The 19,511-nt window shown below is 67.9% G+C and carries 16 protein-coding genes; 4 read left to right on the top strand and 12 right to left on the bottom strand.

Annotated features, from left to right (window positions below):
* Positions 1 to 16: 16 nt before the first annotated feature.
* Entirely contained in the window at positions 17 to 1,045 is a 1,029-nt protein-coding gene (locus MF610_RS09840) for a patatin-like phospholipase family protein (RefSeq protein WP_242195654.1), read from the top strand.
* On the opposite strand, the gene MF610_RS09835 is transcribed toward MF610_RS09840, so the two are convergent.
* From MF610_RS09835 to MF610_RS09820, 4 genes are all read right to left on the bottom strand, one after another.
* Positions 1,042 to 1,401 (bottom strand): Rieske (2Fe-2S) protein, encoded by a 360-nt coding sequence (locus tag MF610_RS09835; protein WP_242195652.1) that lies wholly within the window; start codon positions 1,399 to 1,401, stop codon positions 1,042 to 1,044. The genes MF610_RS09840 and MF610_RS09835 overlap by 4 nt on opposite strands.
* A complete protein-coding gene (gene hmgA / locus MF610_RS09830) occupies positions 1,398 to 2,687 on the bottom strand; it encodes a homogentisate 1,2-dioxygenase (RefSeq protein WP_242195650.1) in 1,290 nt (429 codons plus the stop codon). The genes MF610_RS09835 and hmgA overlap by 4 nt, the downstream gene beginning before the upstream one ends.
* Before the next feature lie 247 nt (positions 2,688 to 2,934).
* Positions 2,935 to 4,002, bottom strand: coding sequence for a 4-hydroxyphenylpyruvate dioxygenase (gene hppD / locus MF610_RS09825; protein ID WP_242195647.1), 1,068 nt, complete (start codon positions 4,000 to 4,002; stop codon positions 2,935 to 2,937).
* Positions 4,003 to 4,026: 24 nt separating this feature from the next.
* Positions 4,027 to 4,953 carry a LysR family transcriptional regulator gene (locus tag MF610_RS09820; protein ID WP_242195644.1) on the bottom strand — a complete coding sequence of 309 codons (927 nt, stop codon included), beginning with the start codon at positions 4,951 to 4,953 and terminating at the stop codon, positions 4,027 to 4,029.
* Positions 4,954 to 5,092: 139 nt separating this feature from the next.
* Between MF610_RS09820 and MF610_RS09815 the strand changes: the two genes are divergently transcribed.
* On the top strand, positions 5,093 to 7,168 hold the full coding sequence (locus tag MF610_RS09815; protein ID WP_242196530.1) for a malate synthase G: 2,076 nt from the start codon (positions 5,093 to 5,095) through the stop codon (positions 7,166 to 7,168).
* A 426-nt stretch (positions 7,169 to 7,594) separates the two neighbouring features.
* Here the strand turns inward: MF610_RS09815 and MF610_RS09810 are convergent, their stop codons facing one another.
* From MF610_RS09810 to ftsE, 4 genes are read right to left on the bottom strand one after another with little or no spacing between them, the layout of a single operon-like run.
* Positions 7,595 to 8,290, bottom strand: a complete 696-nt coding sequence (locus tag MF610_RS09810; protein WP_339328519.1) for a lysophospholipid acyltransferase family protein — start codon at positions 8,288 to 8,290, stop codon at positions 7,595 to 7,597.
* Positions 8,287 to 8,826, bottom strand: a complete 540-nt coding sequence (locus MF610_RS09805) for a YdcF family protein (protein WP_242195641.1) — start codon at positions 8,824 to 8,826, stop codon at positions 8,287 to 8,289. Before MF610_RS09805 ends, MF610_RS09810 begins: the two co-directional genes overlap by 4 nt.
* A complete protein-coding gene (locus MF610_RS09800; RefSeq protein ID WP_242195638.1) occupies positions 8,823 to 9,701 on the bottom strand; it encodes a cell division protein FtsX in 879 nt (292 codons plus the stop codon). The genes MF610_RS09805 and MF610_RS09800 overlap by 4 nt, the downstream gene beginning before the upstream one ends.
* On the bottom strand, positions 9,701 to 10,402 hold the full coding sequence (gene ftsE / locus MF610_RS09795; RefSeq protein WP_242195635.1) for a cell division ATP-binding protein FtsE: 702 nt from the start codon (positions 10,400 to 10,402) through the stop codon (positions 9,701 to 9,703). The genes MF610_RS09800 and ftsE overlap by 1 nt, the downstream gene beginning before the upstream one ends.
* A 182-nt stretch (positions 10,403 to 10,584) precedes the next feature.
* Between ftsE and MF610_RS09790 the strand changes: the two genes are divergently transcribed.
* On the top strand, positions 10,585 to 11,400 hold the full coding sequence (locus MF610_RS09790) for a zinc-ribbon domain-containing protein (RefSeq protein WP_242195633.1): 816 nt from the start codon (positions 10,585 to 10,587) through the stop codon (positions 11,398 to 11,400).
* 349 nt (positions 11,401 to 11,749) lie between these two features.
* Here MF610_RS09790 and pdeM read toward each other — a convergent pair whose 3' ends face one another.
* The 4 genes from pdeM to MF610_RS09770 form a co-directional block, all read right to left on the bottom strand.
* The gene (pdeM, locus tag MF610_RS09785; RefSeq protein WP_242195630.1) at positions 11,750 to 12,412 is read right to left on the bottom strand and encodes a ligase-associated DNA damage response endonuclease PdeM; all 663 of its coding nucleotides are present in this window, start codon (positions 12,410 to 12,412) and stop codon (positions 11,750 to 11,752) included.
* Positions 12,413 to 12,541: 129 nt separating this feature from the next.
* Positions 12,542 to 13,807, bottom strand: coding sequence for a DUF445 domain-containing protein (locus MF610_RS09780; RefSeq protein ID WP_242195627.1), 1,266 nt, complete (start codon positions 13,805 to 13,807; stop codon positions 12,542 to 12,544).
* 320 nt (positions 13,808 to 14,127) lie between these two features.
* A complete protein-coding gene (locus MF610_RS09775) occupies positions 14,128 to 17,328 on the bottom strand; it encodes an efflux RND transporter permease subunit (RefSeq protein ID WP_242195624.1) in 3,201 nt (1,066 codons plus the stop codon).
* 4 nt (positions 17,329 to 17,332) lie between these two features.
* Positions 17,333 to 18,541, bottom strand: a complete 1,209-nt coding sequence (locus MF610_RS09770; RefSeq protein WP_242195621.1) for an efflux RND transporter periplasmic adaptor subunit — start codon at positions 18,539 to 18,541, stop codon at positions 17,333 to 17,335.
* 190 nt (positions 18,542 to 18,731) lie between these two features.
* On the opposite strand from MF610_RS09770, the gene MF610_RS09765 reads away from it, so the two are divergent.
* Entirely contained in the window at positions 18,732 to 19,454 is a 723-nt protein-coding gene (locus tag MF610_RS09765; protein ID WP_242195618.1) for an SIMPL domain-containing protein, read from the top strand.
* Positions 19,455 to 19,511 lie beyond the last annotated feature (57 nt).

Here is a 19,511-nt window from a genome sequence, read left to right as displayed (position 1 = left end):
CCGGTGGAGCCGTCCGATGTCGTCAACAACCCCTCGTCTCGCCCTCGCGCTGCAGGGGGGTGGTGCGCATGGTGCCTATGGCTGGGGCGTCATCGAGCGGTTGCTCGACGAGGATGTCGAGATCGTGGCGGTCAGCGGCGCGTCGGCGGGGGCGCTGAACGGCGCGGCACTGGTCAGCGGACTGGTCGCCGACGGGCGGCAGGGGGCGCGCGACGCGCTGGAGCAGCTGTGGGACAATGTGTCGCGCAATTCGCCGTTGCAGGCGTTCGACGTCGACCTGTGGACCGCGCCGCTGTTCGAGCCTTTGCTGCGCCGCTCGCTCGAATTCAGCAAGCTGGTCGGGCGGTATTTCGCGCCGCTGTCGCCGGGGTTGCGCAACATGGCGGCGCTGCGCCGGGTGGTCGGGGGCAGCCTCGACCTCTCGCTGCTGCGTGATCCCCAAGCGATCCCGCTGTCGATTGCCGCTACCCGGGTGTCGACCGGTGCGGCCCGCTTGTTCCACAATAGCGATATCACCCTCGACGCGCTGATGGCTTCGGCGTGCCTGCCCGATTTGTTCGGGCCGGTGACGATCGAGGGCAAACCCTATTGGGACGGCGGTTTTTCGGCGAACCCGGCGTTGGAGCCGCTGATCTTCGACGGCCATGGACAGACCGACCTGCTGATCGTGCAGATCACGCCGTTCGCGGCGCAGGAGACGCCCGACACGCTGGTCGAGGTGATGGGGCGGATGAGTGACATCGGCTTCAACGCGTGCCTGCTGCGCGACCTGAAGGCACTGACCGAGGTGCAGTCGATCGCGCGGCGCGCGCCGCCGATCGACGAGAAGTTCACTGCGCTGGCCGACACCAACCTGCATCTGATGGAGGCGCCGCACGCACTGGCGGCACGCGGACCGAGCGGCAAGAGCGACACGCGGCGTTCGCAGCTGGAGGCGTTGCGCGAACTCGGTCGGGTCACGGCCGATGCGTGGCTGCAGGAGCATGGCGGGAAGCTCGGGCGCAAGTCGACGCTGACCGCCTTGCCGGATACCGTCGCCGCCTAGGCGGTGACGATCGCGTCACTCTGCACCGTGACCGGCCACGGCGTCAGCGCCTGACCGGGACATGGGCCGCCGAGGCATTTGCCGTCGCGGATCGCGAACAGCGCGGCGTGCCAGCTACAGGTGATGGCGCTGCCGTCGGGCGTCAGATAGGCGTCGAGCGTCTGCGCCAGCGGCAGGCCCATATGCGGGCAGCGGTCGACATAGCCGAACACCTCTGCCCCTTGGCGCACGACGAAGCCGTGGAAGCGGCCGGCGCGCAGTTGCAGGACGTAATTGCGCGCCGCGCCGTCGGCGATGTCGGTCAGCGGGCCGATGGTGACGCCGGCGGGGGTCGCGAAGACGCGTTCGTCGCTCATCCGGGCAGCTGTGCCTTGGCAAAGCCGGTCCAGACGTCGTCGTAATCGAGCTGCATCGTCGGCGCGGCCATCGCCCAAGCGGTCGGGCGGACGACGTGGCGGGTTTCGAACATGAACGCCATCGTGTCGGCGATGCGGTGCGGTTGCAGGTCGGCGGCAACCGCCTTTTCATAGCTGGCCTGATCGGGGCCGTGGCCGTTCATCTGGTTGTGGAGCGACGCGCCGCCGGGGGCGAAGCCGCCCTCCTTCGCATCATAGGCGCCGGTCACCAGCCCCATGAATTCGCTCATGACGTTGCGGTGGAACCATGGCGGGCGGAACGTGTCCTCGGCCACCATCCAGCGCGGCGGGAAGATCACGAAGTCGCAGTTTGCGGTGCCGGGCGTCTCGCTGGGCGCGGTCAGCACGGTGAAGATCGACGGATCGGGATGGTCGAACGACACGGTGTTGATCGTGTTGAAACGGGTCAGGTCGTAGCGGCACGGCGCGAGGTTGCCGTGCCATGCCACCACGTCGAACGGCGAATGGTCCAGAATGGTGGTCCACAACCCGCCCTGGAATTTCTGGATGACCTCGCAAGGATCGTCGCGGTCCTCGAACCACGCGGAGGGCGTTTCGAAGTCGCGCGGGTTGGCGAGGCCGTTGGCGCCGATCGGCCCCAGGTCGGGCAGGCGGAACAGGCTGCCGTAATTCTCGCAGACATAGCCGCGCGCCGTTCCGTCGGGCAGTCGAATACGGAAGCGGACGCCGCGCGGGATCAGCGCGATCTGGAGCGGGGCGACGTCGATGCGACCGAGTTCGGTGTCGATCGCCAGCGCACCCTGCTGCGGCACGATCAGCAGCTCGCCATCGGCCGAGAAGAAGGCGCGGTCCATATCCTTGTTCGCGGCATAGAGATGGATGCCGACCCCGCTCTGCGCCGCCACGTCGCCGGTCGCGCCATAGGTGACGAGGCCGTCAACCCAGTCGGTCGGCTCGCCCGGCATCGGCAACGGGTCCCAGCGCATCCGGTTGGGACTGGGCGGGGTGTCGATCGGTGCGGATTTCAGGTGCGGTGCGCCGGTATAGGGCACGAATGCGCCGTGGTTGGCGGTCGGACGCAGGCGGTAGAGCCACGACCGGCGGTTCTCGGCACGCGGCGCGGTGAAGGCGGTGCCGGAGAGCTGTTCGGCGTAGAGGCCGAACGGCACGCGCTGCGGGCTGTTGCGGCCGATCGGGAGCGCGCCGGGTACGGCCTCGGTGGCGACGTGGTTGGCGAAACCGGGGTGGTAGGTGGAACCGGACAAGACCCTCTCCCTCATCACTTCGTCATTCCGGCGCAGGCCGGAATCCATGGATAGGCGACGCCGCGCTTCTTTCGATACCGGTCGTTACCATGGATCCCGGCTTGCGCCGGGATGACGGTGGTTTTTGTAGCCCGCCGGGCCGTCAGTCGCGGCGAAGCCGCGCCTTGTGTTCCGGCTCCGTCGCGCTGGCCGGTCGACGGCAGCGCCTGCGCGCTGCACCGCGACCGAAGCGTCGCTTCGGTCTGGGTCAGGCGTCGACCGTAATGACCCCGCGCCGGATCTGATCCAGCTCGATGCTCTCATACAACGCCTGGAAATTGCCGTTGCCGAAGCCCTCATTCCCCTTGCGCTGGATGATCTCGAAGAAGATCGGCCCGAACATCGGTTCGGTGAAGATCTGCAGCAGCAAGCCTTCCTCGCCAACATTGCCGTCGATCAGGATGCGGTTGCGGCGCAGGCGTTCGAGGTCCTCGCCGTGGCCGGGCACGCGCTTGTCGACCAGTTCGTAATAGGTTTCGATCGTGTCCTGCAGCTTGACGCCGCGGGCGCGCAGCTTTTCGACGGTGTCGAAGATGTCGTCGGTGGTGAAGGCGAGGTGCTGGATCCCTTCGCCATTATAGTCGCGGATGAATTCCTCGATCTGGCTCTTGTCGTCCTGGCTTTCGTTCAGCGGGATGCGGATCGCCTTGTCGGGCGCGATCATCGCCTGGCTGAACAGGCCGGTCGCCTTGCCCTTGATGTCGAAATACTTCTGCTCTTCGAAGCCGAAAATCTGGTTGTAGAAGGTCGACCAGGTCCGCATCTGCCCGCGCTTCACATTGTGGGTCAGGTGGTCGAGCAGGTCGAGCCCGACATTGTTCTGCGCTTCCGCTTCGACGGCACCCGGCACCTGTTCCCAGTCGTCGTACAGCGATCCGGCGGCACCATGTTGGTCGACCAGATACAGCAGCGACCCGCCGATCCCCTCCAGCGCATAGCCTTCGCCCAGCGCCCCGCGCGAGGAATCGGCCGGCTTGGCACCGCGTGCCACCGCCGCGTCGAACGCCGCCTTCGCATCGGCCACGCGGAACGCCATGCCGGATGCCGAGGGGCCATGCTGCGCAGCAAAGTCCGCAGCATGGCCGTCGGGAATGCGGTTCAGCAACAGGTTGATGCGGCCCTGCTTGTAGCGGACCACGTCGCGCGTGGGATGCTTCGAGGCGGCGACGAAGCCGAACTGTTCCAACTGCTGCGCCATGCGATCGAGGTCGGGCGCGGTGAATTCGCAGAATTCGAACCCGTCGAGGCCCATCGGGTTCACGTCCATATGTTCCATGACAGCATCCTCGCAAAAATCGTATCAATTGATACCAGTTTGATCCGATGCGGTCCGCGAGTCAAGCGTCTCCCATGGTGGCGGCGACCATTGCGCGATGAGGTGGTCGACGAAGGCGGTCACTGCCGGGCGCGGTGCATCGCCATGGATCGCATGGATCGCGAGATCGCTCGACCCTTCCCATTCGGGGAGCACCCGCACCAGCCGCCCGTCCGCCAGCGCATCGCCGACGTCCCAGAGCGATCGCAACGCGATGCCGACCCCCGCCAGCGTCAGTTCGCGGACGATGTCGCTGGAATTGGTGCGAACATGGCTGACCCCGGCGACCTGCGCCCGGCGCGTCGGGCGCAGCAGCGTCCAGGGCAATTGCCCCTCGGCGGCGAGCAGCCGGTGTCCGGCAAGCGCGGCGGGGGTGGCGGGCGCGCCATGGTCGGCGAGATAGGCGGGGCTGGCACACACTACCCGGCGATTGCCCGCCAGCCGCCGTGCGACATGGCCGGCCGGCGGATGCGCGGTGATGCGGATCGCGCAATCGATCCGTTCGGCGGCAAGGTCGATGCTATGGTCGGACAGAGACAGTTCGAGTTCGACCGCCGGATGGTCGCGCAGGAACTCACCGAGATGCGGTGCGATGTGCAGCCGCGCGAACGAGGTCGGCGCGGCGATGCGCAGCGGCCCGGCGGGGGTGGCCACCGCGCCGGTCACCCGCGCCTCCGCCGCCGCCAGCGCCGACAGGATCGTGGTCAGGTCGGCATGCAACTGCGCCCCGACCGGGGTCGGATGCAGCCGCCGCGTGGTGCGCTCGATCAGCCGTGCGCCTAGCCGGTTTTCCAGCCGGGCGAGGCGTTTGGACACCATGGCGGGCGAAATGCCGAGCACCCGCGCGGCGGCGGCAATGCTGCCGGTGTCGAGGATGGCGACGAACAGCGCATGGTCGGGATCGGTGGACATTCGTTCCTCGGCAGAATGACTGACGTTCGACTATGGTTGCTACCGGTGGGAAAGGCGAGGCGGTATGTTCAGTCCCGACAACCGTCGTCCCGGCCTGCGCCGGGATGACGATGGGAAGATAGGGCGTATTATGTCGCAAATGGTCGAGCGCGCCGGGCTACAGGTCGCCGCCGAACTGGCCGCCTTCCTGGAAGGCGATGCGCTGCCGAGCAGCGGCATTGCTGCCGATTCCTTCTGGGAAGGGACGGCGGCGATCTTCGCGCGGTTCGCGCCGGAAAACCGCGCGCTGCTGGCAAAGCGCGATGCGCTGCAGGCGCAGCTCGACGCATGGTTCGCCGCGCGACGGGGGCAGGGGATCGACCCGGCCGAACAGGAAGCATTCCTGCGATCGATCGGCTATCTGGTCGACGAACCCGCACCGTTCACGGTCGATCCGGCGAATGTCGATCCGGAGATCGCGACGCTGGCCGGGCCGCAACTGGTCGTGCCGATCCTCAACGCCCGCTTCCTGCTTAACGCCGCCAATGCCCGTTGGGGCAGCCTGTACGACGCGCTGTACGGCACCGACGCGATCCCCGGCGACGCGGCGCCCGGTGGCTATGATGCGGCGCGGGGGGCGGCCGTGATCGAGCGGGCGAAGGCGTTTCTCGACGACGCGGTGCCGCTGGCGAACGGCAGCTGGCGCGACTGGAGCGGTGAGGCGCCGTTGCTGGCCGATCCGGCGCAATCCGTCGGGCGCGCGGGCGACAATTTGCTGCTGCGCCATCATGGGCTGCATATCGAACTGGTCATCGACCGCACCCATCCGATCGGGCGCGGCGATCCGGCGGGGCTGGCCGATATCCTGCTCGAATCGGCGCTGACCACGATCTGCGATCTGGAAGATTCGGTCGCGGCGGTCGATGCGGAGGACAAGGTCGCCGCCTATGCGAATTGGCTGGGGCTGATGAACGGCACGCTGACTGCCAGCTTCGCCAAGGACGGGCGGAGCGTCACGCGGACGTTGGCCGAGGACCGGCGCTATACTGCGCGCGATGGGAGCGCGCTGGTACTGCCCGGCCGGTCGCTGCTGTTCGTACGCAATGTCGGTCATCTGATGACCACGCCCGCGCTGCGCCTGCTCGACGGGAGCGAAGCACCCGAAGGCATTCTCGACGCGATCGTCACCAGCCTGATCGCGTGTGCCGACGTGAACGGCGCGCGCGCCAACAGCCGCGCCGGATCGATCTACATCGTCAAGCCCAAGCAGCACGGGCCGGACGAGGTCGCCTTCACCGACCGGCTGTTCGATGCGGTCGAGGATTTGCTGCACCTGCAGCGGTACACGATCAAGGTCGGGGTGATGGACGAGGAACGGCGAACCTCGGCCAATCTGGCGGCGTGCATCCATGCCGTGCGCCACCGGATCGTGTTCATCAATACCGGCTTCCTCGACCGGACCGGCGATGAACTGCACAGCGCGATGCAGGCCGGACCCATGATCCCGAAGGGCGAGATGAAGGGCGCCGACTGGATTGCGGCCTATGAGGATCGCAACGTGCAGATCGGGCTCGCCTGCGGTCTGGGCGGGCGGGCGCAGATCGGCAAGGGCATGTGGGCCGCGCCCGACCGGATGGCCGACATGCTCGATCAGAAGATCGCGCATCCGCGGAGCGGGGCGAGCACCGCATGGGTGCCGTCGCCGACCGCCGCGACGCTGCACGCGTTGCACTATCATGCGGTCGATGTTGCGCAGCGACAGGCGGACCGGGCAGGTGAGCCGGTGGCGTCGCTCGGGCGGCTGCTGACGCTGCCGCTCGCCACCGGGCGCAACTGGGATGCCGCGGAGGTCGCGCGCGAACTCGACAACAATGCACAGGGTATCCTCGGCTATGTCGTGCGCTGGGTCGATCAGGGGATAGGCTGTTCGAAGGTGCCCGATATCCATGACGTCGCCCTGATGGAGGACCGCGCGACGCTGCGCATTTCGTCGCAGCATATCGCCAACTGGCTGTTGCACGGCGTCTGCACCCCGGCCGATGTTGACGCCGCGTTCGACCGGATGGCGGTGAAGGTCGACGCGCAGAATGCCGGTGACCCGGCGTACCGGCCGCTCGCGGGGGGCCTCGCGCTACAGGCGGCGCGGGCGCTGGTGTTCGAAGGGCTGACGCAGCCGAACGGCTACACCGAGCCGTTGCTGCATGCCTATCGGGCACGGGCTAAGGCGGCGGGGTGAGGGGTACTTGGGGTCCATTGCTCGGCCCCGCAAGTGAGGACATCCGCTCATGCCCACTTGCGGACATTCGCCATGCGGCTAGCCTACCCACATGCCTGCTGCATCCCCGCCAATCCCTGCCAGAATTCCTGCTCCGCTCCAAGACGAGGAGCGAGGGTTCATCAAAGAGGTGGTCGAGCGTTTCTACGGGTCCGATGCCGTCGTCCGAAACTATGGACCCCACCCGAACCGGTTAGAGCTTCATGTCGAAACCAACGCTGGTCCGGACATGAGGAAATATGACTGCCTTGGAGTACTGCTGACCCGCATTGATCGGCATCAAGTTAGCCTGGAAGTGACGATGCGCGGCACGAAGGCGCAGGGGAGCGCAAAACTCGCATACCGGCAAGGGGTAATCCTCTAACGTCCGCAATCTATCCAAAACGGTCACCCCGCCGTCGGCTCCAGCGCGTTGATCGCCGCGTGCACCCGCGCCTCGATCTCCTCGCGCGGCAATCCTGCCGGGATGGGATCGAGGAAGCGGATCGTAATCACCCCCGCCCGGCTCGACCCCTTGCGCGGCATGCAATGGCCGCTGTCGAGCGCGACCGGTACGACCGGCATGTTCAGCGCCTTGTACAGCCCGGCAAAGCCCGATCGCAGCGGCGGGGCCTCGCCTACCGCCACCCGCGTGCCTTCGGGAAAGATCAGCACTGACCGGTTCTCGGCACGCGCGACCGCCGCTTCCTTCAGCATCACCCGCAGCGCCTTGGACGACGCATCGCGGTCGACGCCGATCGCGCCGTACGCCCGCGCCGTTCGGCCCCAGAAGGGCATGTCGATCAGTTCGCGCTTCATCACGATCAGCGGGCCGTCGATCCGTTGCGCCATCTCCAGCGTCTCGAACATCGCCTGATGCTTGACCGCGAACAGATAGGTGCCCGGCGGCCGCGTCCCCTCCACCCGCACCCACACGCCCAATATCCAGCGCGCGAGGAAACGGTGCACCGCGATCCAGGCATGGGCATGGGTGTGCATCGCGTCGCGCCCGAACCGCGCGGACAGCGGCGCGCTCAGCACGATCGGCACCGACGCGCCATAGAACAGGATGCGGAACAGCCAGGTACGGACCCACGCGATCACAGATCGATCCCCAATCGCATCACCAGCCCACGCACGACATATTTGTTATACTCACCGAACAACAGCGCGAAACCGGGACTGCCCGCCACCGGATCGCGCACGATCTCGACCGAATTGCCCAGCGCATGGCGCAGCTCCATCGCCGCGCGCGCCATATGCCAGTTCGACGTCACCAGCCGGACCGAGCGATAGCGGTTGCGCCGCACCCAGTCGGCGGTCTCGTCGGCGTTCGATCGGGTATCGACGGCTTCGTGGCCGAGGTCGACGCAGCAGCGGAACAGCCGGCGCGGCGCGCCATTGGCGGCGGCCAGCTCGCCCGGACGCACATCGGGGTCGACGCCGGTGACCAGCATCCGCTTCGCCTCGCCGCGCTCTATCACTGCCAGCCCGCGCTCGATCCGGCCGGGACCGCCGGTCGGCACGACCACGCCGTCGGTCCGTTGCGGCTCGGCGAGCGGCGTGGGCAGCGTCACCGCGAACAGCGCGAAGCCCAGCGCATAGAGCAGCAGCAGCACCGCAAGGACCCGCCGCATCACAGCACCCGCGCCAGTCGCCGCAGCACCGCGACCCGCGCCGCCAGCATCGCCAGCAGCGTGAAGGCGAACGGCAGCACCGCGACCACCGCCCAGTCGAGCGGGGCGAGCGTGATTCCGTCGACCAGCTGCGAATCGAGCGTCGCCATGCGTTCGCCCAGTGCCGCCACGACCAGCCCGCCGGCCAGCACGCCGATCGCGCCGCCGGTCAGCGTGTCCTGTCCGATGCGGCGCTGGAACAGCCGCGCGATCTGAAGGTCGGTCGAACCCAGCATGTGCAAAATGTCGATCGTTCCGCGGTGCGTATCAAGCCCCGCCCGCGCAACGAGCAGCACGACCGCCGCGGTCGCGCTGGCCATCACCAGCACGAGGCCGAGCGCGGTCCACCCGATCGCGCCGACGAACGCGCGCACCGGGGCCAGCCAGGTGGCGTGGCGATCGACGCGGATGCCGGGGCCGACGCTCTTGGCCAGCGCCTCGACCCGCGCCACCGCGGCATCGTCGCCCGATCGCAGATCGACATCGATCATCGCCGGCATCGGCAGGTCGGCGTCGAGCCCCGCCTCGCCCAGCCATGGCCGCAGCAACTCGGCCAGCCGCGTGCGATCGACCTCGGCGGCACGCACTACATCGGCCGACGCCTTCAGCCGGGCGAGCAGCCGCACCGTCTCCGCATCGCGGGTCGCCGCGTCCCCCTCGATCACCTGCACCGTCAGCCGTGCCGCCAGCTGTCGGTCGAGCGTCGCGCCGGCATTGCGCGTCGATAGGCCCAGCGCGGCGCTGAGCGTCGTCAGGAAGATCATGATCGCCATGATCCACACCATCGCCCGCCGCCCCTGCCGGTCGTCGAGCAGCGGTTGTACCCCTGCGCGCCGCATTATGGCGTCGCCGGGGGGTAGCGCAGCATGCCGGTCGGGTCGGCCAGCCGTCCGCGCTCCAGCCGCATCAGCCGGGCGTCTGGCACGCGGTGAAGCAGATGATGGTCGTGCGTCGCCATCACTACCGTCGTACCGAGGCGGTTGAGCGACGCGAACAGCTTGAGCAACCGTTCCGCCATGTCGGGATCGACGTTGCCGGTCGGTTCGTCGGCGACGAGGATTTCGGGCCGGTTGATGACCGCACGCGCGATCGCCACCCGCTGCTGCTCGCCGCCCGACAGCGTCGGCGGACGAGCATCGGCGCGGTCGGTCAGCCCGACCCAAGCGAGCATCTCGCCCACCGGCTCGGCGATATCTTCCTCGGGCATGCCGGCGACGCGCAGGGGCAGCGCGATATTGTCGCGCGCCGACAGATGCGGGACCAGCCGGAAATCCTGGAACACCACGCCGATCCGCCGGCGAAAGCCGGGCAGCCGCCCGCGCGGCGAGGTCACCATATCCTCGCCGAACAGCCGGATCACCCCGCGGCTCGGCCGCTGCGACAGATAGAGCAGGCGCAGCAGTGACGTCTTGCCCGCACCCGATGGTCCCAGCAGGAAATGAAAGGTGCCGGCGTGCAGCGAAAAGCTGACGTCGCTCAGCGTTTCCGGCCCCTGGCCATAGCGCAGGCCGACATTTTCGAACTGAACGATGCTGGCCACGAACGCCCTTGCTTCCACCGGTCCATCGCCCATCGCACATGGCCGCGATTGTCTCAAGCGGCACGCAATCGCGCCTTGCCATCGATGCCCGGTCCGCCGTAGATTCAACGCTATTATTCGTCGCGCCCCGTTGGCCCCGCATCGGCGGCCCGGCGCGACCCATCCGGGGGGCAGGGGACGCGATGATCCTCGAATGTACGCAATGCCATATGCGCTATCTGGTCGCCGATTCGGCGATCGGACCGGCGGGGCGCACGGTGCGCTGTGCCGGATGCCGGCATAGCTGGTTCCAGCCGCCGGCGATGCTCGACCTCGGCACCACCGCCGCAGTGACGCCGCCGCCCGAACCGGCCCGCGTCGCGCAGCCGGCGATGGCCGAAGCCGACGCCCCCCGCGCCCGCCCGGCCCCGGTCGAGCCACCTGCCGACGCGCCTTATGTCGAGGCACCGCGCGCCGCCCCGCTGCGCGCCCGCACCGCCGAACCGCGCCGCTATGTCGATCCGGAGGCCGAGCGTGCCGAGCGCGGTGAACAGATCAACGCCTTTGCGCATCAGGCGCCGTTCGTGCCGCGCCGCAATCCCGCGCGCCGCCGCACCGCGATGGCGGTCGCCGCCGGCGTCGCGATGCTCGCGGCATGTGGCGGTATCCTCTACACCGGTACGCCGGGCATCGCCGAACAGCTGGGCCTGCCCGTCGCGTCGAGCGCCGACAGCGCGCTGAAATTCGCGATCAACACCCCCGAACGTCGACTGTTGTCGAGTGGCAACGAATTGTTCGCGGTGTCGGGGCGAATCCTCAACGAAACCGGCACCCGCCAGCGCATTCCCGACATCCGCGCGGTGCTGAAGGACAGCCAGAACCGCGAAGTCTATAGCTGGACGATCAAGCCGCAGACGCGGGCGATCGGCCCGAGTGGCAGTCTGACGTTCAACAGCGCGGCGCTGGACGTGCCGGCGAATGCGAAAGAGCTCGAGCTGAGTTTCGCGTCGGGGTTGTAGGGAAGGCCGCGGAGGCGACACTGCCAACGCGACACTTCTCCGGCGTACGGCGTTTCAGCAGCGTATCCCTCGAAAGCCGAAATACAGACCACGCTGGGCAGTGCCATCGCGCTGCCTACCGGTATCCCCGCGCAGGCGGAGATCCAGAGCCACGAGTGTCGCCATCCGTAACCCTGGACCCCGCCTGCGCGGGGGTACGGTCGGCGGAAGGTAATTTGCGAGTGGCCAAGCCACCACCGTACCCCGGCGAAGGCCGGGGGCCAGTTGGGAAGCGCTGTCGATGGAGTCGCCGACGTCTCCCAACTGAACCCCGCCCCACCGGGGTACGGCGTGAGTCGGCAACAGCCGCCTACGCCGCCAGCTTGAACCGCAACAACCGGTCCTCCAGCGCGATCAGCGCTTCGGCCCCGCCGCCGACCGCGCGCACGATCTCGGGATGCTGCGCATCCAGCCCGCCGGTCAGCGACCCGAACGCCGGCAGGATCAGCTTGCGTGCCGTCGCCACGAAACACCGCCGCGACACGCCACGTCCGCGCAGTTTCAGCCGCAGCTTGGGGTGGAAATGCCCCGATAGCTCGGGCCGCAGCTCCCTCGGATCGGCTTCGTGGCGCAGCACCAGCCCGTCGACCACCGCTTCATCGACCACCCGCCCGCCGCAATGATCGGCGACGACCCGATCGTGGTTGCCGGTGATCCAGGTCCAGTCGGCGCCACCGGTCAGCGCACGCAGCCGCGCCTGCGCTTCCTCCGACAGCCGATCGCACCCGCCAACGTCGTGGAAACTGTCGCCCAGACACCAGATTTCCGCCGGCTGCGTCCGCGCCACCACCGTTTCGATCCCTGCCAGCGTTTCCAGCGTGTCGTAGGGCGGCAGCATCTGCCCGAACTGGGCGTACCAGCTCGCCTTTTCGAAATGCAGGTCGGCGAGCAGCAGCGCACGTCGATCGGGCCAGTAGAGGGCACCGGCGGACAGGGCGTCGAAGACGTGGCCGGCGAACGAAAGGCGAACCATCGCCCGCCTATAGCGCAGCCGGTGCGGGGCTCAAGCCACGGGGGCGAAACGATCGAAGATGCGGCAATACACAGACTCCATCGTCACCTCGCGTCAAGCCCGGGGTGACAACCCGATTGTCGACCGCCCTTACAACCACACATCCACGACATGGATCGCCAGCCCGACCGTGCCGCCAACCAGCGTCCCGTTGATCCGGATGAACTGCAGATCGCGCCCGACCGCATTTTCCAGCCGCCCGGTGATCGTCTGCGCATCCCAGCCGCGCACCGTGTCCGACACCAGCCGGACGATGCCGTCGCCATAGTCCGCTACCGCGCCGACGACCGCACGACGGACGAAGCGGTTGACCTTGGCCTTCAACACCGGATCGGACTGGAGCGTCTGGCCGAGCTGGCGCAACGCATCGCCGATCGGCCCGGCCAGCGCCCGGTCGGGGTTGCGCGCGGCGTTCAGCATTCCGCCGCGGATCTTTTCCCACACCCCCATCCACCAGCCGGCCAGCGCGGGGTTGTCGATCAGGTCGTTCTTCAGCCGCTCGACCTTCGCCTGCATCTCGGGGGAATGCTGCAGGTCGTGTGCCAGCAGCGCGAGCCCTTCGTTGGCCTTGGCGCGCAAGGGGTGGGCGGGGTCCTCCGCCACCTCGGCCAGCATCTTGTGCAGCCCCTTCACCACCGACGTCGCCAGCGTTTCGTCCAGCCCGGTCCAGCGCAGCACCGCGCCGGCGCGCTTCTGCACCATCGCGCGGACGAGGTCGTCGTTTGCATCAAGCGTCTTGGACGTCCAGCGGATGATCGCATCGACCAGCGGCAAATGCCGGTCGTCGGCGATCGCCGCCTCCAGCGTGCGGCCGAGCGCGGGTGACACCTGCATCGCCCGCAGCCGATTGGCCAGCGCGCCGCGCACCATCGTGCCGAACTGATCGGGGTCGAGCCCTTCGAGCACGTTGACCGCGAGGCGCGACGCCCCGTGGCGCAGCCGCCCGCTGCGCGCCGCCGGATCGCTCAGCCACTTGCCCGCCGCACCGGCCGCATCGACCCGGTGCATCCGCCGGGCGACGACATGCGCGGTCAGGAAATTGTCGCGCAGGAACAGCGCCAGCGTATCGCCGATCCGATCCTTGTTGCGCGGAATGATCGCGGTATGCGGGATCGGCAGGCCCAGCGGATGGCGGAACAGCGCGGTGACCGCGAACCAGTCGGCAAGGCCGCCGACCATCGCCGCCTCGGCAAAGGCTTGCACAAAGCCCCACGCGGGATGCACCCCCTCCATCCGCCGCGACAACAGGAACAGCGCTGCCATCGCCACGAGCATGAACGTGGCGAGACGTCGCATCCGGGTAAGCCCGACGGGAACCGCATCGCTGCCGCGGACGATGCTTGGGGATAATGCCATTCCCGAAACAATCGCCGGGCGCGGGGAAAGTTCAATAGGGTGGGGGCGGGAAGTAGGCGCGGGTAAGCGAAATCGGTGACTGCGAGCGTTACCTCGCGCAGAACGTCACCTTTCAGCCTCAGCCGTCACCCCAGCGAAGGCTGGGGTCTCCTGCGGCTCCTGCCCCGCGCCATCACGGAGAGACCCCAGCCTCCGCTGGGGTGACGCTTTTGGCGTGAAGAAATACTGGCCCGCCGTTCGGTTCGAGCTTGTCGAGAACCGGCCGCCTCCAGGCACCGCATTCTCGACAGACGCTTCTCGAACCGAACGGGGTAGTTACATCACTCCGCCGCCGGCAGCGACTTCGGCCCGTCGCCCGGTGGCGGCAACGGTGCGCCCGGCTTGTGGTCGATCGCCAGCCCGTCGGCATCGCCCGGACGATAGGTGAGCAGCCGCCGCGAAAGGCGCGGGCCGACCCAGCGTTCCAGCCCGACCGCGAGGCTGAACGCGCCCGGCACGATCAGCAGCGTCAGCAGCGTCGACAGCGTCAGCCCGCCGATCACGGTGATGCCCATCGGCCCGCGGAACGACGAATCGCCCGACAGCGCCAGCGCGGTCGGCACCATGCCCGCGACCATCGCGACCGTGGTCATCACGATCGGCTGCGCACGCTTGTGCCCGGCGTCGAGGATCGCGACCTCCTTGTCGACGCCCTTGTCCATCTCCTCCAGCGCGAAGTCGATCAGCAGGATCGAGTTCTTGGCGACGATGCCGAGCAGCATCAGCAGCCCGATATAGACCGGCATCGAGATGGGATTGCCCGTCACCCACAGCGCCAGCAGCCCACCCAGCGGGGCCAGCAACAGCGACCCCATGTTCACGAACGGCGGCATCACCCGCTTGTAGAGCAACACCAGCACGCCGAAGACGAGGAAGATGCCGGAGATCACCGCGACGATGAAGTTCTGGATCATCTCGCCCTGCCACTTCGCCTGACCGACGGTCAGTTCGGTGACGCCCAGCGGCAGGTTCTTCATGGTCGGCAGGTCGTGGATCGCCTTTTGCGCGACGCCGGTCACGACGCCGGGCGCCAAATCGGCCCCGACGACGAGGCGACGCTGCTGGTTGATCCGGTCGATCTTGGTCGGGCCGGCGCCGAAGCCGATATCGGCCACCACCGACAGCGGCACCGATCCGCCGGTCGCGGTCGGCACCGGCAGGTTCTGGATCGTCGACAGCCGCGAGCGGGCATCGCGCGACAGCGCGACGCGGATCGGAATCTGCCGGTCGGACAGCGAGAAGCGCGCGCTGTTCTGGTCGATGTCACCCAGCGTCGCGATGCGGATCGCGCCCGACAGCGCGGCGGTGGTCACGCCGAGGCTGGCGGCCAGGTCGCTGCGTGGGCGGATGATGATTTCCGGCCGCTTCAGGTCGCCCGACACGCGCGGTGCGACGATCATCGGCAGCTTTTCCATCTCCTTGACCAGCTGGTTCGCGGTTTCGTTCAGCTTGACCGGATCATCACCGCCCAGCGTGACCGACAGGTCGCGGCTGCTGCCGCCCCAGCCGAACTGCGACCGGAACGACACCCGCGCATCGGGGATCGCTGCCAACTGCGGCGCGAGGCCACGTTCGAACTCGGTGCTCTTGACCGACCGCATCGCATCGTACGACGCATCGTCGAGCAGGCCGAAAGTGTGGCGCACGCGTTCGCCGAAGCTCGGCTTGTCGATTAGTTCGGCGGTCACGCGGCCATTGCCGGCATAGCTCGACGAATAGACCGACTTCACCAGCGGTTGTCCGGCGAGCAACGTCTCGACCCGCTTCACGACGGCGGCGGTCTGTTCCAGCGTGGTGCCCGGCACCATTTCGACGCTGGCGGTCACCCGTTCGCGATCCTGCGGCGGCTGGAACGTCTGCGGCAGGATCATGAACATGACGACGGTCAGCGCCAGCGCCGCGACCGCGCCGACGATCGTCGACCAGCGGTGACGCAGCGTCCAGCGCAGCACGCCCATGTAACGGTCCATCAGCCAGCCCTCGCCATGGCTGGCCGACCCGTGCGCCTTCAGGAAATAGGCGGCGATCATCGGCGTGATGAGGCGCGCGACGGCAAGGCTCATCAGCACCGATGCGACGACGGTCAGGCCGAAATTCTTGAAGAACTGGCCGGAAATGCCCGGCATCAGCCCGACCGGCAGGAAGACGGCGACGATCGCCATGGTCGTCGCCAGCACGGCGATGCCGATCTCGTCCGCCGCGTCGATCGACGCCTGATAGGCGGATTTGCCCATCCGCATGTGGCGCACGATATTCTCGATCTCCACGATCGCATCGTCGACCAGCACGCCCGCGACCAGACTGAGCGCCAGCAGCGTCATCTGGTTCAGCGTGAAGTCCATCATCTCCATGAACCAGAAGGCGGGGATCGCCGACAGCGGGATGGCGAGGGCGGAGATCAGCGTCGCGCGCCAGTCGCGCAGGAAGATGAAGACCACGATGATCGCGAGCAGCGCGCCCTCGACCATTGCGTTCATTGCCGAATGATACTGGATTTCGGTGAACTTCACCGAATTGGACAACAGCGCGAAACGGACCTGCGGGTTGCGCTTCTCAAGGTCGGCGAGGCGCTTTTCCGCCTCGTGGAACACGGTGACGTCGGACGCACCCTTGGCGCGCTTGATGTCGAACGCCAGCACCGCGCGGCCATTATATTCAGCGCGGCTCTTGGGTTCGGCATAGGCGTCACGGACATCGGCGATATCCGCCAGCCGCACCGACCGCCCGCCGGCGACCGGCACCTGCGTCTGCGACAGGGCATAGGCGGTGGCGGCATTGCCCAGCACGCGGACCGACTGCTGCGATCCGGCGATCTCCGCCTGTCCGCCCGCGGCGTTCAGATTGACCTGACGCAGCGCCTGGTTAACTTGGCTCGCGGTCAGCCCCTGCGCCTGCAACCGTGCCGGATCGAGCGTGACGCGGATTTCGCGGTCGACGCCGCCGACGCGTTCGACGGTCGCCATCCCGCTGATCGCCAGCAATTCCTTGGCAACGGTATTGTCGACGTACCAGCTGAGCTGTTCCGGGGTCATGTCGTCGGCGATCGCGGTCCATGACGCGATGTCCGAATCGGTGGTGTTGGCGCGATAGACCTGCGGTTCGAGGATGCCGTCGGGCAACTGGCTGCGAATCTGGTTCACCGCCTCGCGCACGTCGTTGACCGCGCGGTCGATCGGCGTGCCGATATCGAGCTGGATGACGGTGGTCGAGCTGCCTTCGGTGACGCTCGATTCGATCTGGTCGATGCCCTGCAAGGCGCGCACGGCGGCTTCGACCCGCTGCGTCACCTGCGTTTCGAGTTCGGTGGGGGCGGCGCCCGGCTGGCTGATGACGACGATCGCCACCGGAAATTCGATGTCCGGATCCTGGTTCACGTCCATCCGCATGAAGCTGACGATCCCCGCCAGCGTCAGCGCGAGGAACAGCACCAGTGGCGGTACCGGGTTGCGGATTGACCACGCCGATATGTTGCGGAAACCCATCGCGCTATTCCTTGCGAGCGGGACCGGCGGCGGCGCGTACCGGCACCACCTGCTGCCCCGGATTGAGGAACGCGCCGGCACTGGCCACCACGCGTTCGTCGCCCATCAGTCCCGACGCGATCAGCGCGCCTTCGTCCGATACCTCGGCTACCTTCACGTCACGGCGCACGGCCTTGTCCTGCGCATCGATGACATAGACGAAGCTGCCCTTGTCGTCGCTCAGCACCGCCGATTCGGGCAGCAGCGGCGCGGTCGACGCACCCGCGCCGATCCGCGCGCTGGCAAAGCCGCCGGGCCGCAGGGCGGGGTCGTAGCGCAGCGCGATGCGGACGATGCCCTGGCGCGTCTGCGGATCGATCACCGGCGATACCTGCCACACCTGCCCGTTGAACACGCGGGTGTCGCCGACCGGCACGACCTGTGCCGGCACGCCCGCGCGAACCGCGGCCAGATCGGCCTCGGACAGCTGCGCCCGCATCTCCATCTGCCCGCCCATGGCGATGCGGAACAGCACGCCGCTGCTACCACCGATCACCTGACCCGGTTCGACCGCGCGGGTCAGCACCAGTCCGGCGGCCGGCGCACGGATGTCGAGCCGCTGGTTGCGCGCCTGCGTTTCGGCCAGCTGCGCCTGTGCCACGCGGACGCGGGCGTTGGCGGCGTCGCGCGTCGCGGTCTTGCGATCGATATCGGCCTTCGACACGAAGCCGCGTTCGACCAGCTGGTTCGAACGATCGAGTTCGGTCTGTGCGATCTGGGCATCGGCGCGCGCGACGCGGACCTGTGCCGCCAGCGACTCGGCGGTCTGCGCCTGCACCGACCGGTCGACGGTGGCCAGCACCTGCCCCGCGCCGACCCAGCTGCCCGGTTCGACCAGCACGCGGGTGACGAGCCCGCCTTCGCCGACGACGCCGACCGGCATCTCGCGCCGTGCGGCCAGCGATCCGGTGCCGGTGACGGTGCGCGTCACCGTTTCGCGACCCGGCACCACCACGGTCACCTTGGGCAGGCTCCCCGCCGCAGCGGCGGGTGCCGCACTCTTGGCCGCGGGCGCATCGCCGCCCTTGCGTCCGAACGCCCACACGGCGCCGATCACGACCAGCAACACGATCACGATCCCGACGATCACCGCACGGCGGCGCGAACGCGGTGCCCCCTCCGGTCCGGTCAGCTGCGCGCGGTCGCCCGCGATCGTCGTCGATTCGTAATTCATCCACCCCATCCCATTGGAGGCCCCCAGCCCCATCCGTGCTGTATTACCTCAATACAGCACCCATCTCAAGCATAGACATCGCGTTTTTCGATAAGAACAACAAGTCTGGCATCGATTGCGTTCAGCCTGCGTTTTGACGCGCGTCCGTAACGACTGTCGCCGTTGCGATTGTATTCGAAAGGGAAAGCCGATGCTCCGTTCCGCCCTGATCCTGGTTGCCGCCGGGAGTGCGCTGCCTGCCGCTGCGCAACAGGTCGTGCCCGCCGCCACTCCGATCCTGACCGACGCGACGCTGCTCGACGTGGTGGCAGAGGGGAAAGCGACGCGCGTGCCCGATATCGCCACGATCCGCGCCGGCGTGGTCAGCCAATCGCCGACTGCCGCCGCGGCGCTGGCCGACAATGCGCAGCGCATGACCCGCGTCGTCGCCGCGTTGCGCAAGGCCGGCGTCGCCGACCGCGATATCCAGACCGCGCAGATCCAGCTGCAGCCGCAATATCGCTATGCCGAGAACCAGCCGCCCGCGATCACCGGCTATCAGGCGAGCAACAGCGTCTCGGTCCGCTTCCGTGACGTGGGCAAGAGCGGGACGATCCTCGACGCGCTGGTGGCGCAGGGCGCGAACCAGATCGATGGTCCGAACCTGTCGGTCGACGCCGCCGATGCCGCGCTGGACGAGGCCCGCACCGACGCGATCCGCCGCGCACGGGCCCGGGCCGAGCTCTATGCCAAGGCGGCGGGGATGCGGGTCGACCGGATCGTGTCGATCGTCGAGAATGGCGGCGAGCAACCGCCGATCGCGATGCCGATGATGGCGTCGGCCCGGGTGGCGAAGATGGCGGATTCGACGCCGCTGGCGGCCGGTGAGCAGGATTTGACGGCGACGGTGTCGGTGCGGTTTTTGTTGCGGTAAGGGAAAGGCGATTTGGATTGCTTGCAGCGTCGCCCCAGCGAAGGCTGGGGCCTCCTG

Source organism: Sphingomonas hankookensis, assembly GCF_022664465.1.
GTDB lineage: Bacteria > Pseudomonadota > Alphaproteobacteria > Sphingomonadales > Sphingomonadaceae > Sphingomonas > Sphingomonas hankookensis.
This window is presented reverse-complemented; position numbering and strand designations above follow the sequence as displayed.

What these genes read in the sequence shown, in the direction of transcription:
- MF610_RS09840 (WP_242195654.1), top strand. Translation starts at nt 17, where the DNA reads ATGTCGTCAACAACCCCTCGTCTCGCCCTCGCGCTGCAGGGGGGTGGT.
- MF610_RS09835 (WP_242195652.1), bottom strand. Translation starts at nt 1,401, where the DNA reads ATGAGCGACGAACGCGTCTTCGCGACCCCCGCCGGCGTCACCATCGGC.
- hppD (WP_242195647.1), bottom strand. Translation starts at nt 4,002, where the DNA reads ATGGAACATATGGACGTGAACCCGATGGGCCTCGACGGGTTCGAATTC.
- MF610_RS09820 (WP_242195644.1), bottom strand. Translation starts at nt 4,953, where the DNA reads ATGTCCACCGATCCCGACCATGCGCTGTTCGTCGCCATCCTCGACACC.
- MF610_RS09815 (WP_242196530.1), top strand. Translation starts at nt 5,093, where the DNA reads ATGGTCGAGCGCGCCGGGCTACAGGTCGCCGCCGAACTGGCCGCCTTC.
- MF610_RS09800 (WP_242195638.1), bottom strand. Translation starts at nt 9,701, where the DNA reads ATGCGGCGCGCAGGGGTACAACCGCTGCTCGACGACCGGCAGGGGCGG.
- MF610_RS09790 (WP_242195633.1), top strand. Translation starts at nt 10,585, where the DNA reads ATGATCCTCGAATGTACGCAATGCCATATGCGCTATCTGGTCGCCGAT.
- pdeM (WP_242195630.1), bottom strand. Translation starts at nt 12,412, where the DNA reads ATGGTTCGCCTTTCGTTCGCCGGCCACGTCTTCGACGCCCTGTCCGCC.
- MF610_RS09780 (WP_242195627.1), bottom strand. Translation starts at nt 13,807, where the DNA reads ATGGCATTATCCCCAAGCATCGTCCGCGGCAGCGATGCGGTTCCCGTC.
- MF610_RS09775 (WP_242195624.1), bottom strand. Translation starts at nt 17,328, where the DNA reads ATGGGTTTCCGCAACATATCGGCGTGGTCAATCCGCAACCCGGTACCG.
- MF610_RS09770 (WP_242195621.1), bottom strand. Translation starts at nt 18,541, where the DNA reads ATGAATTACGAATCGACGACGATCGCGGGCGACCGCGCGCAGCTGACC.
- MF610_RS09765 (WP_242195618.1), top strand. Translation starts at nt 18,732, where the DNA reads ATGCTCCGTTCCGCCCTGATCCTGGTTGCCGCCGGGAGTGCGCTGCCT.